Origin of the sequence: Sediminicoccus rosea (genome assembly GCF_033547095.1) — a bacterium.
GTDB lineage: Bacteria > Pseudomonadota > Alphaproteobacteria > Acetobacterales > Acetobacteraceae > Roseococcus > Roseococcus rosea.
This window is the reverse complement of record NZ_CP137852.1, coordinates 2,373,394-2,387,569: the sequence shown is the minus strand read 5'-3', so window position 1 is coordinate 2,387,569 and position 14,176 is coordinate 2,373,394. Positions and strand designations below refer to the sequence as shown.

The following is a 14,176-nucleotide window of genomic DNA, read 5'->3' as shown; positions in this document are numbered from 1 at the left end:
GGATCACGCGGGCTGGAGAAGCTGGATCTGCGTGGCCGCGATGCCCTCCCAGGCGTAGCGCATGGGCGTCATTTGGGCATTGGCCCATGTTGTGTGCTGGTCGGCGTAGTGCGGGCTGCCGGGATGGCCGGAGGCGCCGAGGAAGACGGACCAGCGGCTGTTCTCCCAGGCGCCGACATCGAAGGCGTAGCGGGAGAGCGCGCCATATTGCGCGCGCGCGCCGAGGGGCGCGATGAGACCATTGGCGAAGACCGTGTCGCCATCGCCGCCGATCGCCTCGGCCGGCGGGTCGAGCACGGGGGCGGCCGCGGGGAAGAGCGCGGAGAGCGGGTGCGTGAAGCGCGGGCGATGCGCCTCGCCCCAGGGCTGGCCGGGCAGGTCGGCCGCCACTTCGGCGAGGGCCTCGCGCAGCAGGGTGTTCCAGTCGGCGCCGCGCAGCAGGCTGGCATCGTCGCTGCGGAGCAGCGCGGGCAGCGCCCACCAGAGCTGCGTCAGCGGCGCGACGCCGGGGGCGGGCGCGAGCCAGGGGTGGCCCGCGAGCGCGCCGAGGCCGCTCGCCGTGGCGAAGCGGCGGGTCAGCGCCAGGCGGAAGGCGATATAGCGGGCGGCGGTGACGGAGCCCGCCTCCATCCGCGCATCCCAGCCGGCGAGTTCGGCGCGCAGGGCCTCGGCCGCGCCCTCGCAGCGAAGCGCGGCGAGGCGGGCGATGAAGTCGCGCGCGGGCTGGGATTGCACATCGGCATGGATGGTGGCGGCGCCTTCGGGGCTGCGCAGCGCCGCCTGCTCCAGCAGCGCCAAGACGCGGCGGGCGCGATAGGGCGGGTGGCAATCGGTCAGCAGGTAATCCGGGTGATCCTCGGCCACGATGCGGTTGTTGGCGGTGACGATGAGGCCGCCTTCCGGGTCGTGCAGCACCGGCATCGCCTCATGCGCGATCCAGCCCTGCCATTCATGCTGGCCGCTCCAGCCGGGGACGGGCAGCCAGCCATTCTCGCGGCCACGCCGCGGCACGCGGGCGCGGAGCAGCCAACCGATGCCGTGACGTGTGTCGGCCGCGACAAGGTTGTGGTCGATCAGGCCCCAGCCGCGCGTGGCTTCGAAGAGCGTGGGCACGCTCTCGGCGCGGAGCATGCGGGGCAGGCAGTCGAAGGAGAGGTCGGTCTCGGCGAATTGCACGGATTTGAGGGTGAGCGCGTGACCGCGCGCCGGATCGCCCGCGATGACCGGGCCGTGGCGGGTCTCGATCACCTCCACCGCGCGCGGGGCTTCGCCACGGATCGCGATGGTCTCGCTGCGGCGGCGCACCGGCTCCCACTGCTCCTGGAACAGCGCATGGCGCGCGCCTGCGTCGAAGCGCTCCACATAGACATCGTGGATGTCGGCGAAGCCGTGCGTGACGCACCAGGCGACGCGGCCATTCTGCGCGAAATGCGGAAAGCCGGGCACGCCGGGGACGGTCAGGCCGATCACGTCGAATTCCGGGCAGGCCAGGTGGCCCTGGGCGTACATGTTCGGCAACTCGAAGACGCGGTGTGGATCGCCCGCCAGCACGGGCCGCCCGGTGGTGCTGCGCGCGGCCGAGACCGCCCAATTGTTGCTGCCGCCGCCGGTCGCATCGGGCGCGGCGGCCTCCATCAGCGCGGCCACGGCCGGGGCGAGGTCGCTCAGCGCCGCGCGCCAGCGCTCGGTCTCGGCGCCGTGCGGCAGCAGCAGCAGGTCCGCGCCGCCGTCATCGTAGCGCAGGCTGGTCACTGCCTCGCCCGCCACGGGAAGCGCCGCCGCGCGCCACAGCTTGAACCAGACCGAGCCCATGAGCAGGCCGAGGCGGCGCATCACGGCGATGGTGTGCCAGCCCTCCCAGGGCTCCGGCGTTGCGTTCAGGAGCTGGTATTCGATGGCGAGCGGTGCACCGGATGCGAGGAAGGCGTTCACGCCGGCGGCATAGGCCTCGATCATCGCGCGGGCCTCGGCGCCCAGCGCCGCGGCATCGCGCCGGCTGGCGCCGGCCACGTCGAGCCTGCGGGCCAGCGCATCCGCGGCGAAGGCGGAAGCGCCCAGCCATTCCGCGCTGCGCCCCAGCGCGCGGCGCAGGTTCAGCTCCATCTGGAAGAGGCGGTCCTGCGCGTGGCAGAAGCCCTGGGCGAAGAAGGCATCCCGCACGCTGCCCGCGCGGATATGCGCGATGCCCAGTGCATCGCGCCGCACCTCGACCGGCGCTTCCAGCCCCGCGAGCCGCAGCGTGCCGTCCAGTGGCGGCACCGCCGCGCGTGCCATTTCCGCGTAATCCATGCATCCCCCCTGACGGCGCTGGACGCGCCGCGCGAATAGCAAATACCCTTCCCGCGGAAACGAACAGGGAGAGACGGCGATGAACCCCATCACGCGGCGCGCGACCATGGCGGGCCTGGCCCTTCCCTTCCTGGCGCCATCGGCACAGTCGGCCGGCACGCTGAACCTGGTGCTGGAGAGCGAGGTCGTCATCCTCGACCCGCATTCCACCACCGCCGCCATCACCCGCACCTTCGCGACGCATGTGTTCGACACGCTCTACGCCATGGATGGCCAGGGCCTGATCAAGCCGCAGATGGTGGAGGCGCACGAGACCAGCGCGGATGGCCTCACCTGGAATTTCCGGCTGCGCGAGGGGCTGAAATTCCACGACGGCCAGCCCGTCACCTCCGCCGATGTCGTCGCCAGCCTGGAGCGCTGGGCGCCGCGCGACAGCCTGGGCCGCATGCTCTGGGCCGCCAAGGCCGAGCTGGTCGCGACCGATCCGCGCAGCTTCCGCCTTACCCTCTCCCGCCCCTTCCCGCTCGTGCTGGACGTGCTGGGCAAGCCCAATGCGCCGCTGCCCGTGATCCTGCCCGCGCGGCTCGCCGCCGTGCCGGTGGAGCAGCGCATCCGCGAGATCATCGGCAGCGGGCCCTTCCGCTTCCGCGCCGCCGATTGGCGCCCCGGCAATGTCATGGTGCTGGAGCGCTTCGCGGACTACGTCCCCCGCGCCGAACCCGCCGATTTCCTGGCCGGCGGCAAGCGCGTGCACCTCGATTCCATCAACCTGCGCGTCATGCCCGACCAGGCGACCGGCGCCTCCGCCCTCATCGCGGGCGAGGTGGACTACATGCAGTACCTGCCCTTCGACCTGCTGCCGCGCATCGAGCGGGCGCGCGGCGTCCGCACGCTGGGGCTCGGCGGCATCCATCAGTTCCAGGGGAATTTCCGCATCAACCACGCGGCCGCGCCGATGGATGACCCGGCCGTGCGCCGCGTGCTCTGGCGCTGCGCCGACCAGGCGAGCATCCTGACCGCCATCGGCGTGCCGCCGCAATTCCGGGCGCCCCCCTGCCCCTCCTTCTTCCTCTGCGACGCGCCGCTCTCGAGCACGGGCGGCGCCGCGCAGGCGAGCTTCGACCCGGCCGAGGCGCGGCGCATGCTGGCCGCCAGCAGCTATCGCGGCCAGCCGCTGGCCTTCCTCACCACCGCGGGCGGCATCAGCCAGACGGCGGCGCAGGTGATGATCCAGTCCATGCAGCAGGCCGGCTTCAACGTGACCGAGCAGGTGATGGACTGGGGCACCCTCCTGGCCCGGCGCGCGCGGCGCGAGGGGTGGCACATCTTCGCCGTCTACGCGAACGGGACGGACATGTTCTCGCCGCTCACCAATTTCTACGTCTCCAACACCTGCGCCGACTATCCGGGCTGGGATTGCGACCGCGACGTGCAGCGCCTGCTGACGGAATTCGCTCTCGCCACCGATGGCGCGGCGCGGCGGCGCATCGCGGCCGAGATCCAGACCGCCTCGGTCGCGCATGTGCCCTCGGTGATGTGGGGGCAGTTCACCATCCCCGCCGGCTATCGCGACCGCGTGCGCGACCTGCCGCGCGCTGCCTATCCGATGTTCTGGGAGGCCCGGATTTGAGCACCGACGCCGCGCTCCGCGCGCGCGCTGCGAAGGTCATCCCCGGCGGCATGTGGGGACACCTGAACGCCGCGAAGCTGCCCGAGGGCTATCCGCAATTCTTCGCCCGTGGCGAGGGCGGGCATGTCTGGGACGTGGATGGCAACCGCTATGTGGACCTGATGTGCAGCTGGGGGCCCATCATCCTCGGCCATCACGACCCGGTGGTCGAGGCGGCGGCGCGGCGCCAGGCGGATCTCGGCGATTGCCTGAACGGGCCGGGCCCCGTCCTGGTCGAACTCGCCGAACGCCTGGTGGAGCGCATCCCGGCCGCCGATTGGGCGATGTTCATGAAGAACGGGACGGATGCCACCACCGCCTGCGTCACCATCGCCCGCGCCGCCACGGGGCGGGGCACCATCCTGCTGGCGAACGGCTCCTATCACGGGGCCGCGCCCTGGTGCACGCCGGTGCCCGCCGGCACGCGGCCGGAGGACCGGGCGAACCAGGGCCGCTTCGACTACAATGACGTGGCGAGCCTCACCGCGGCCGCCGACGCGGCGGGGAGCGACCTGGCCGGCATCATCATCACCGCCTTCCGCCACGACAATGTGGTGGACCAGGAACTGCCCAGCCGGGAATTCGCCGAGGCCGCGCGGCGGATCTGCGACACGCGCGGCGCCGCGCTGATCCTGGACGACGTGCGCGCCGGGTTCCGGCTGCATCCGGGCGGCTCCTGGGAGGGCTTGGGCGTCCGGCCCGACCTCTCGGCCTGGAGCAAGGCCATCGCCAACGGGCATGCGCTGGCCGCCGTGACCGGGCGGGATTCGCTGCGGGAGGCGGCGGCGAGCGTCTTCGTCACCGGCTCCTTCTGGTGCTCGGCCGTCTCCATGGCCGCGGCCGTGGCCACGCTGGAGGAGCTGGAGCGGCGGGACGTGGTGGGGCAGCTCGAACGGCTGGGCCTGATGCTGCGGGAGGGCCTGGCCGAGCGGGCGCGGGGCTTCAACATCGGCCTGCGGCAATCGGGGCCGGTCTCCATGCCGCTCTTCCTGTTCGAGGGCGACCAGGAATTCCGGGCGGGGCGGGCCTTCTGCGCGGCGGCGCTGAAGGCGGGCGCCTATTTGCACCCGCGGCACAACATGTTCCTCTGCGCCGCGCATACCGAGGCGGACATCGCCCTGGTGCTGGATGCGGCGGAGGCCGGGTTCCGGGCGCTGGCGGCGTGATGCTGGCGGAGCTGGCGCTGGTGGGTGCCGCGCTCTTCGCGGGGGCGGCCATCTACATCAACCTGGCCGAGCAGCCGGCGCGGCTTGGCCTGGATGACGCCGCACTCCTGGCGCAGTGGAAGCCGAGCTATGCGCGCGGCTTCGCCATGCAGGCGAGCCTGGCGGTGATTTCGGGGCTGCTGGGGCTCGGCGCCGCCTGGGTGGCGGGCGATCCGCGCTTCCTGCTGGGGGCGGCGCTGATCCTGGCCAATTGGCCCTATACGCTGCTCGGCATCATGCCGACCAACCACCGGCTGAACGCCATGCCGGTGGGTGATGCGGCGAGCCGGGCGCTGATCCGCCGCTGGGGGTGGCTGCATGCGGGGCGCAGCGCCCTGGGGTGCGCGGCTGTTCTGGCTTACCTCTGGGCCATGGGGTAAGCATCGCCCCGACCTTCGAGGGGATGACTATGGCGGCGAATCGTTCCGGTTTCTTGGACCTTTTGAAGCTGGTCCCGCAGGGCGGGCCGGCGATTTTGAACGCCTCCGTCACCAATATGTGCAACGCGACCTGCGATTTCTGCAATTTCGCGCATGACAAGGGTTTCGTGACCGACCGGCGGACCATGAACGCCGACCTCTTTGCCGATGCGCTGGCGCATATGCGCCTCAAGGCCAATGTCCGCTTCGTGACCTTCATGGGCGGCGAGCCGCTGCTGCACAAGCGAATCGCCGAGATGGCGCGGACCGCCAGCGAGATGGGCGTGCAGCCCACCATGGTGACCAATGGCTGGCTGCTGCCCGGCCAGTTGGAAAGCCTGCGGGGCACCGGCATCAGCACCATCTTCATCTCGATCGACAGCGAGGATGCGGGCGAGCACGAGAAGAATCGCGGCCTGAAGGGCGTGTGCGAGCGGATCAAGGAAAGCACGGGCCGGATGAAGGAGATGGGGATCACGCCCATCGCCTCCGTCGCCATGACGCGGCTGGTGCGGGATTACGCGGCCCTCGGGCATTTCCTGAGGGAGCTGGGGTTTGCCGCCGTCACCTTCTCCTACCCGCGCAAGGCGGCGCTGGGCTCCTCCTCGCTCGTCTATTCCGAGGATAGCGCGCTGGTGGACATGTCCGTCGCCGAGCTGATCGCGGCGTTTGACGGGGTGGAGAAGACGCGGGCGGTGATCCCCGTGTTCAACCCGAAGGAGGGCATCGCCGATATGCGGCGCCGCCTGACCGGCCAGGGCGAGCGCTTCATCTGCCATGCGGGGTACAAGTATTTCTACCTCGACTGGAACTACGATTTGTGGCGCTGCGAGGATTGGAACCAGCCGATCTCCAAGGTCATGGACTACCGGCCGGAGATGGCGGTGCGCGACGGCTGCCAGGCCTGCACCACGGATTGCTACCGCGATGCGAGCATCATGCTGCATTTCTCGGTGGCGCTGGGGGATAGCTTTGCGCGGCTGCGCGAGGGGAAGATCGGCGCGGCGCTGTCCGCGCTGGCGGATAAGCGGAACCTGGGGTCACTGGGGGCGGTGATCAATCATGGGCGGCGGATCAGGGGGTTGATGGGGGCGGGGTAAGGTAAAGGCTAAGCAAACTCCGATGGATTATCCGTCCATTTAAATCTACATGTAGTCCACCCAATTTCTAAAGATCTTCGCCGTTCTGATGCGCTGCCTCTTTGCGCGTTGCAGCTCGCTCCGAAGACGTGGGACGTTGCGGTTCTCATCGTAGAAAAACACACCCCTCTTTAACATTGGCCCGAAGAGAGAATGCTTCTCCACGTATTTGTATCGGCCGTCAGACCACCATTTCTTTCGGGCCGCTTCGTATGAAAGGAGCCACATCGGAGACCGAAGGCCTTGTTCATTCGCGTAAAGCAACCAGTAGCTTTCATCGACTCCCCCATCAATTAGTCCACGAGCGTTTAAATCCATGCAGATTAGCGCACAAAGACTACTTTCTATTTTAAATACATCTGACATTTTTTCTTTATACAATTTTATTCTAAGCCCCTTTGCCAGGAATAAAGCCCAACTAACCTCAAATGCATGGCCAATCGGCGCATGAATCATCAAAATATCACTGATAAATTTATTTATTCGATCGGACGGTATTGGCCATCCGTTGCTTTTCGCTTCGATCAACATTTGCGATAATATGGGTAGGGTTGATAAAGATTTTCTACAAAGTCTTAACATATAATCGCAATAAAAATTACTATTGTCTTTTAGGACATCAAACGATCTAGATCGCTTCATTGCCCATTTGAGGACCGCATCTTTCTCATTAGTCGAAGCATAGAACAGCGCAAGCTTAAAGAATCTCTCAAGGTCGTCTCTTTGTGCCTTAGGAGTTACGTTCCGAACAGAACAAGCGCGTAGCTCAGTAATCCACTCGAATGTTTCGACGCCCCTTTTTCCGAGAATTTTAGTCTTATTAATATTTATATCTAGCTCAAAGTGCGCCACCGCCCCCTCAAGCACAGCAGAGATTTTATCCTCACTTTCAAATTCGTCAAACCCGATCAATATATCATCAACATATCGGACAGATCTCCGATCTAAGTCAGACAGCAATGGCTTAAGTTCACGCTCCAGTCCAATAGCGACGATCTCCGACAATATGCGCGATGTATCTGGACCTATAGGAATACCAATTGACTGATCTTCTTGCCCCTTACGTAATTCAAAATCGAGTTTATCGCCTAAAGAGTCCTTAAATTTCTTAGTTTTGTGATTTTCTTTGACCCATATCTTACCATAGAGAGCCCATGGAATGGAGTGGGTGTAAATGCTCGGATAAAACCTACTAATATCTGTCTTAAATACAAAATCGTAATCAGCAAGTATTTGAGCTTGCCTCTGGCCCACCAGATCAAAATCAAGTTTGAATATTGATCGAGGTCCTTCCGCATCGATGATCGGACGGAATTCGGTTATCTTTGAACTTGCCAAAAAATCTCTGATCTCATTCCATCCGTTTGCGATTTCCGATGAAAGCCGGAAGAAATTTATTGGATTTGGTATGGAAATTCGCCGACGGGCAGACGCGTATCGTGGGATCGTGAACTGCTCTGGTCTGGAACGAAACTTGGGAAAGTCGGTGGCCGCCTTCCACTCAGTCAGAAGCGCGCCCCGAACCCGAGCAAACGAGTAGGAAACAAATGGTGGCGGTAGCTCCTCGGCTAAATAGCCAGCCTCAAGGAAGCGGCGAAGCCGTTGAGACCGGTTTAGACGCACCCTTTTAGCCAAAGCGAGCCTCGCTCTTATTCGAAGCAACGCTAGGGATATCTGGCGAAAGGTAAAGCGAGATTTCGTCGCCGTTCGTCGCCTCCGCTGGGATAAGCAGCAGATGCACCAAAGGCTGAACGCTCATCCAGAACACGGAGTCCATCCGAATTCGCGCCAAGTCGCCGCAGGGGTTTGGGGAGCCCGTGGCTCCCCAAGTCACTTCCCCTCGACTTTTCCGGTATTTTTTCCTACACTCGCATTCATGCGCCCCACCCTCCCCCTCCCCGTCCAAACCTCAGCCCCGCCCCCGCTGCGCCCCCTCCGGCATTTGTCCGAAAACATCACTTCGCGGGTTAAGGGCGTAAGGCCGTAAGATGGTAAGGCGCCGCCCCGCCCTCGCCCGCGCACCCGCCGCGACTCCATCCGCCGCTGGACTTCCGCGGGCAAACCCGGCATCCGTTCGCTCTCCGGCCCTGGGGTTCGCGCCTCTGGGTCGCCTCTGACAAAAGGCTTGCTCCCGGCATGATGCGCACGCTCTTCCTCCAGGCTCCTTCCTTTGATGGCTTCGATGGCGGCGCCGGCTCGCGCTACCAGGCGCGGCGGGAGATCAAGTCCTTCTGGTTCCCCACCTGGCTCGCGCAGCCGGCGGCGCTGATTCCCGGCTCCAAGCTGGTGGATGCGCCCCCGCACAACCAGACGCTGGCCGATGTCGCGCCCATGGCGCGGGATTATGATCTCGCGGTGCTGCACACCTCCACGCCCTCCTTCGCGTCGGACATCAAGGTGGCCGAGCGGCTGAAGGCCGAGAATCCGAACCTCAAGATCGGGCTGATCGGCGCCAAGGTCGCCGTCCAGGCGAATGAGAGCCTGCGCGATGCGCCGGTGGTGGATTGGGTCGCGCGCAATGAGTTCGACTTCACGGTGAAGGATGTGGCCTCGGGCATGGATCTCGGCGCCATTCCCGGCATCAGCTACCGCAACGGCGAAGGCGTGATCGTCCACAACAAGGACCGCGCCATGCTGGAAAACATGGATGAACTGCCCTTCGTGAGCGAGGTCTACAAGCGGGACCTGCAATACGAGAAGTACTTCATCGGCTATCTGAAGCACCCCTATGTCAGCTTCTACACCGGCCGCGGCTGCAAGAGCCGCTGCACCTTCTGCCTCTGGCCGCAGACGGTGGGCGGGCATCGCTACCGCACGCGCTCGGTCGAGCATGTGATCCAGGAGATCAAGTACATCCAGGCGAATTTCCCGGGCAACCGGGAGATCTTCTTCGATGACGACACCTTCACCGATGACCTGCCGCGCGCCGAGGCCATCGCGAAGGAGCTGGGCAAACTGGGTGTGACGTGGTCCTGCAACGCCAAGGCGAACGTGCCGCGCTCCTCGCTCAAGGTGATGGCGGAGAACGGGTTGCGGCTGCTGCTGGTGGGCTATGAGAGCGGCAACCAGCAGATCCTGCACAACATCAAGAAGGGCATGCGGATCGACGTGGCGCGGCAGTTCACGAAGGACTGCCATGAGCTCGGCATCAAGATCCACGGCACCTTCATCCTCGGCCTGCCCGGCGAGACGACGGAGACGATCCAGGAGACGATCCGCTTCGCGGTGGAGACCAACCCGCACACCATCCAGGTGAGCCTGGCGGCGCCCTATCCGGGGACCTTCCTGTGGGACCAGGCGGCGCGCGAGGGCTGGCTCGATACGGCGAATACGGAATATGTGGACGCGCATGGCGTGCAGATCGCGCCGCTGGCCTATCCGCACCTGGCGCATACCGAGATCTTCGACAGCGTCGAGACCTTCTATCGGAAGTTCTACTTCCGGGCGCCGAAGATCGCGTCCATCTGCGGCGAGATGATCCGCGACCGGCAGATGATGGTGCGCCGCCTGCGTGAGGGTGTGGAGTTCTTCCGCTTCCTGAAGGAGCGCGCGGCCAGCAAGGCCGCGTGATCGCCCTCGCATCCCCCGGCGGCCGGGCGGAGGTCTCCGGCTTCCAGGGGGGCGCCGCATGGGTGGTGATGGCCGGACCGGCCGGCTGGCCGGCCCGCGCCGCCTTTCAGCGGCTCGTCAGCGCTTCTTCGCCTTCCGGGCGGCGTAGCGCGCGTCCCGCGCGGCCTTCTGTTCGATGAGAAGCTCGGCCGCCTTGCGCTTGGCCTCAGCGGCGATGCGCGTCGCCTCCTCGGCTTCGCGCTGCTTGGCGGCCTCGGCCTCGGCCTTGGCGGCGGCGGCGGCGGCGGCCTTGGCCTCGGCGCGGGCGCGGGCCTCGGCCTGGCGCTGGGCGCGGGCCTCGCCGGCGGCCTTCTGCTCGGCGAGGCGTGCGATCACGGCGGGGTCATCGGGGCCGGGCTGGGCGCGGAAGCGCTCCATCAGCTTGCGTTTGGCTTCGGCGGCCTTGGCCGCGCGATTTTCGTGGGTGTCTTTGAAGCTCATCACGGCCTGTGTAGCCCAGGCGCGGGCCGGGCGATACGGGCCCCCTCGCATGGCGGGCTTGACGCCACGGGCCATCGGGGTTGAGGGAGCGCCATGCTCCGCCTGACCGAGATCCGCCTGCCGCTCGACCACCCGCCCGAGGCGCTGGACGCCGCGGTGCGCGCGCGGCTGGGCGGGGCGGCGCATCAGGGCTTCACCATCTTCCGCCGCGGCTATGACGCGCGGAACCCGAAGCGGATCATGCTGGCCTATACGCTGGACGTGGAGGTGGAGGGCGAGGCCGCGCTGCTGGCGCGCGATGCGACGCTGCGCGTGGCGCCGGACACCGCCTATCGCTTCGTGGCGCGGGCGCCGGCGGGGATGACGGAGCGGCCGGTGGTGATCGGCACCGGGCCCTGCGGGCTGCTGGCGGCGCTGATCCTCGCGCAGTCGGGCTTCCGGCCGATCATCCTGGAGCGTGGGAAGGTGGTGCGGCAGCGCACCAAGGACACCTGGGACCTCTGGCGGCGGAACACGCTGCACCCAGAGAGCAACGTGCAGTTCGGCGAGGGCGGGGCCGGCACGTTTTCGGACGGGAAGCTCTGGTCGCAGATCAAGGACCCCTTCCACTTCGGCCGCAAGGTGCTGGAGGAGTTCGTGAAGGCCGGCGCGCCGGAGGAGATCCTCTACGTCAGCAAGCCGCATATCGGCACCTTCCGCCTGGTGCAGATGGTGGAATCCATCCGCGAGACCATCGAGGGGCTGGGCGGGGAATACCGCTTCGGCTGCCGGGTGACGGATCTCGACCTCGATGATCAGCGGCGCGTGCGGGGCGTGGTGCTGGAGGGCGGCGAGCGGATCGCGGCGCGGCATGTGGTGCTGGCCATCGGGCACTCGGCGCGGGACAGCTTCGGCATGCTGCTGGAGCGTGGGGTGGCGATGCAGGCCAAGCCCTTCTCCATCGGCGTGCGCATCGAGCATCCGCAGTCGCTGATCGACCGCCAGCGCTTCGGGCCGCATGCGGGGCATCCACTGCTGGGCGCGGCCGACTACAAGCTTGTGCATCACGCGGCCAATGGGCGCTCGGTCTACAGCTTCTGCATGTGCCCGGGCGGGACCGTGGTGGCGGCGGCGAGCGAGCCGGGGCGCCTCGTGACGAACGGGATGAGCCAGTATTCGCGCAATGAGCGCAATGCCAATGCGGGGATCGTCGTCGGCATCACGCCGGAGGTGGATTACCCGGGCGGGCCGCTCGCCGGCATCGCATTCCAGCGGCATTGGGAGGAGCGGGCCTTCGCGGCCGGCGGTGGCACCTATGCGGCGCCGGCGCAGCGCGTGGGGGATTTCCTGGCGGGGCGGCCTTCGACCTCGCTGGGGGATGTCATCCCCTCCTACCGGCCGGGGGTGACGCCGACGGACCTCGCGACCTGCCTGCCGGATTTCGTGGTGGCGGCGATGCGTGAGGCGCTGCCCGCCTTCGACAAGCAGATCCCGGGCTTCGCGCTGGCCGATGCGGTGATGACGGGGGTGGAGACGCGGACCTCCTCGCCCGTGCGGATTCCGCGCGGGGTGGATTGCCAGAGCCTGAACACGCCCGGCCTGTATCCGGCGGGTGAAGGTGCCGGCTATGCGGGGGGCATCATGTCGGCCGGTGTGGATGGCATCCGCGTCGCGGAGGCGGTGGCGCTGGCGATGACGGATGGCGGGCCGGTTCGGGCCTCGGGCAGCCGGGCGGACAATGCCCTGACCTACGGCTGACCGCGCACCTCATCCCGCCGCCAGGCCAGCAGCGCCGTGCTGCCGACCAGGATCTCCCGCGTGCGGCGGACCAGGGCGGCCGTCGCCATGGGCGCGACGGGCACGCCCATCAGCAGGCCGCCCGCGATGATGGCCCCCTCCTGCACGCCGGCCGCGCCGGGCAGCAGGAAGCCCGCATTGCGGAGCACCTGGGCGAAGGCCTCGATCACCATGGCCTCGGCGAAGCTGATGGGGTGGCCGATGAGGGCGAGCACCAGCATCATCTCGATGGCACCCATCACCCAGCAGCCGACATGCAGCAGCAAGGCGAGGGCGAGCTTCCCGTGATCGGCGTGCAGGCGCAGCAGGGCCGCCTGGAAGCGGTCGAGCCAGAGCGGCTCCAGGCGCGGCCAGCGGCGCGCGAGGCGCTCCAGCACGCGGCGGAGCAGGCCAAGCGCCGTGGGCCGCTGTGCCGCCACCAGCAGCGCCACCATGCCGCCCGCGACCGCGATGCCGGTGAGGAAGCCAGAGACCTCGGCGTCCTCGCGCAGCGCGAGGAAGAAGGCGAGGCCCAGGATGGTGAAGACCATCTGCCCCATCGCCTCGAGCGAGATGCCGATGGTGGCGGTGCCGGCGGCGAGGTCACCGGGCATGCCATCGCGCACCATGAGGCGCGTGATGCCCGCCTGGCCGACGACGGAGCCGGCCGGCAGGAGCGCATCCGCCCCCTCGCGATACCAGCGCAGGCGCAGCATGCGGGAGAGCGCCGGGCGATCCTCCCGCGGCAGCAGGATCAGCCAGGCCCAGGCGGTGAAGAGGATCTGCGGGAAATGGGCGCCCGCCGAGGCGAGGAGCGCGAGCGGCAGGCTCGCCAGCACCTGCGGCAGGCTGGCCAATTCGCCGCTGTTCACCAGCAGCAGCGCGGCCAGCACCAGCAGGGCCAGCATCACCGCGTTGCGCAGCGCCCTTGGCCAGGCGGGCTCGCTAGAAGTCAAGGTCGGCGTAGTGGGGCGGCGGTTCCAGGCCGCTGATCCGATCCGCCAGCAGGGCGCGGAAGCAGGGGCGCGACTTCACCCGGGCGTACCAGTCGCGCGCCGACTGGTTGTGGCTCCAATCCACGTCATTCGCGTAGTCCAGCGCCGAGAGATGCCCGGCGGCGGCGAAATCCGCCATGCTGATCTGCGCGCCGGCGAGCCAGGTGCGGCGCTCGGCCAGGAAGCCGATCTCATCCAGGTGATGCTTGAGATTTGCATAACCCTGGCGGATCGCGGCGCCATCCGGATGGCCGTGGCCCAGCTGGCGCTTGAGGTGCCGCTCCCAGATCAGGTTGCGGGAGACCTCCTGGCCGAAGAGGTTGTCGAACCAGGAGAGCAGGCGCCGCACCTCGGCGCGCTCGGCCAGCGTCCGGCCAAAGAGGGGAATGTCGGGATAGGCTTCGTCGAGATATTCGGCGATGGCGTAGCTGTCGGCGATGACGAGGCCGTTCTCCTCCACCAGCACGGGCACGGTGCCGGCCGGATTCAGCTCCAGGAATTCCGGCCGCCGCTCCCACACCTTTTCCACGCGCAGCTCGAAAGGGATGCGCTTCTCCGCCAGGGCGAGGCGGATCTTCCGCGAATAAGGCGACAGCGGCAGGTGATGGAGGATTCTCACCTGGGTTTTATGCCACCCGGGGCGCGGCGCGGGAAG

The 14,176-nt window shown here is 67.1% G+C and carries 11 protein-coding genes; 6 read left to right on the top strand and 5 right to left on the bottom strand.

All coding sequences use genetic code 11. From position 1 onward, the window contains the following. Positions 1-3: 3 nt before the first annotated feature. Positions 4-2,289 (bottom strand): penicillin acylase family protein, encoded by a 2,286-nt coding sequence (locus R9Z33_RS11480; protein WP_318651426.1) that lies wholly within the window; start codon positions 2,287-2,289, stop codon positions 4-6. Positions 2,290-2,368: 79 nt separating this feature from the next. On the opposite strand from R9Z33_RS11480, the gene R9Z33_RS11475 reads away from it, so the two are divergent. The 4 genes from R9Z33_RS11475 to R9Z33_RS11460 are packed head-to-tail and all read left to right on the top strand — an operon-like array spanning position 2,369 to position 6,682. Next, a complete protein-coding gene (locus tag R9Z33_RS11475; protein WP_318651425.1) occupies positions 2,369-3,919 on the top strand; it encodes an ABC transporter substrate-binding protein in 1,551 nt (516 codons plus the stop codon). Beyond that, entirely contained in the window at positions 3,916-5,124 is a 1,209-nt protein-coding gene (locus R9Z33_RS11470; protein ID WP_318651424.1) for an aminotransferase class III-fold pyridoxal phosphate-dependent enzyme, read from the top strand. The genes R9Z33_RS11475 and R9Z33_RS11470 overlap by 4 nt, the downstream gene beginning before the upstream one ends. Then, a complete protein-coding gene (locus R9Z33_RS11465) occupies positions 5,124-5,543 on the top strand; it encodes a DUF1772 domain-containing protein (RefSeq protein ID WP_318651643.1) in 420 nt (139 codons plus the stop codon). Before R9Z33_RS11470 ends, R9Z33_RS11465 begins: the two co-directional genes overlap by 1 nt. 53 nt (positions 5,544-5,596) lie before the next feature. Further along, complete coding sequence (locus R9Z33_RS11460) at positions 5,597-6,682, top strand: radical SAM protein (RefSeq protein ID WP_318651423.1); 1,086 nt, start codon at positions 5,597-5,599, stop codon at positions 6,680-6,682. A 45-nt stretch (positions 6,683-6,727) separates the two neighbouring features. Here the strand turns inward: R9Z33_RS11460 and R9Z33_RS11455 are convergent, their stop codons facing one another. Next, entirely contained in the window at positions 6,728-8,344 is a 1,617-nt protein-coding gene (locus R9Z33_RS11455) for an RNA-directed DNA polymerase (protein WP_318651422.1), read from the bottom strand. A gap of 513 nt (positions 8,345-8,857) precedes the next feature. Between R9Z33_RS11455 and hpnJ the strand changes: the two genes are divergently transcribed. Then, positions 8,858-10,291, top strand: coding sequence for a hopanoid biosynthesis associated radical SAM protein HpnJ (hpnJ, locus tag R9Z33_RS11450; protein WP_318651421.1), 1,434 nt, complete (start codon positions 8,858-8,860; stop codon positions 10,289-10,291). Between the two features lie 117 nt (positions 10,292-10,408). Here the strand turns inward: hpnJ and R9Z33_RS11445 are convergent, their stop codons facing one another. Further along, positions 10,409-10,771, bottom strand: coding sequence for a DUF6481 family protein (locus R9Z33_RS11445; protein ID WP_318651420.1), 363 nt, complete (start codon positions 10,769-10,771; stop codon positions 10,409-10,411). Between the two features lie 93 nt (positions 10,772-10,864). On the opposite strand from R9Z33_RS11445, the gene R9Z33_RS11440 reads away from it, so the two are divergent. Next, complete coding sequence (locus R9Z33_RS11440) at positions 10,865-12,508, top strand: NAD(P)/FAD-dependent oxidoreductase (RefSeq protein ID WP_318651419.1); 1,644 nt, start codon at positions 10,865-10,867, stop codon at positions 12,506-12,508. Here R9Z33_RS11440 and R9Z33_RS11435 read toward each other — a convergent pair. Further along, positions 12,499-13,434: a lysylphosphatidylglycerol synthase domain-containing protein gene (locus tag R9Z33_RS11435; protein WP_318651642.1), complete on the bottom strand. Its 936-nt coding sequence runs from the start codon at positions 13,432-13,434 to the stop codon at positions 12,499-12,501. The two genes, R9Z33_RS11440 and R9Z33_RS11435, sit on opposite strands and share 10 nt — an antisense overlap. Before the next feature lie 37 nt (positions 13,435-13,471). Then, complete coding sequence (locus tag R9Z33_RS11430) at positions 13,472-14,140, bottom strand: glutathione S-transferase family protein (RefSeq protein ID WP_318651418.1); 669 nt, start codon at positions 14,138-14,140, stop codon at positions 13,472-13,474. Positions 14,141-14,176: the final 36 nt, after the last annotated feature.

What these genes read in the sequence shown, in the direction of transcription:
- R9Z33_RS11435 (WP_318651642.1), bottom strand. Translation starts at nt 13,434, where the DNA reads ATGCTGGCCCTGCTGGTGCTGGCCGCGCTGCTGCTGGTGAACAGCGGC.
- R9Z33_RS11480 (WP_318651426.1), bottom strand. Translation starts at nt 2,289, where the DNA reads ATGGATTACGCGGAAATGGCACGCGCGGCGGTGCCGCCACTGGACGGC.
- hpnJ (WP_318651421.1), top strand. Translation starts at nt 8,858, where the DNA reads ATGATGCGCACGCTCTTCCTCCAGGCTCCTTCCTTTGATGGCTTCGAT.
- R9Z33_RS11440 (WP_318651419.1), top strand. Translation starts at nt 10,865, where the DNA reads ATGCTCCGCCTGACCGAGATCCGCCTGCCGCTCGACCACCCGCCCGAG.
- R9Z33_RS11465 (WP_318651643.1), top strand. Translation starts at nt 5,124, where the DNA reads ATGCTGGCGGAGCTGGCGCTGGTGGGTGCCGCGCTCTTCGCGGGGGCG.
- R9Z33_RS11475 (WP_318651425.1), top strand. Translation starts at nt 2,369, where the DNA reads ATGAACCCCATCACGCGGCGCGCGACCATGGCGGGCCTGGCCCTTCCC.
- R9Z33_RS11445 (WP_318651420.1), bottom strand. Translation starts at nt 10,771, where the DNA reads ATGAGCTTCAAAGACACCCACGAAAATCGCGCGGCCAAGGCCGCCGAA.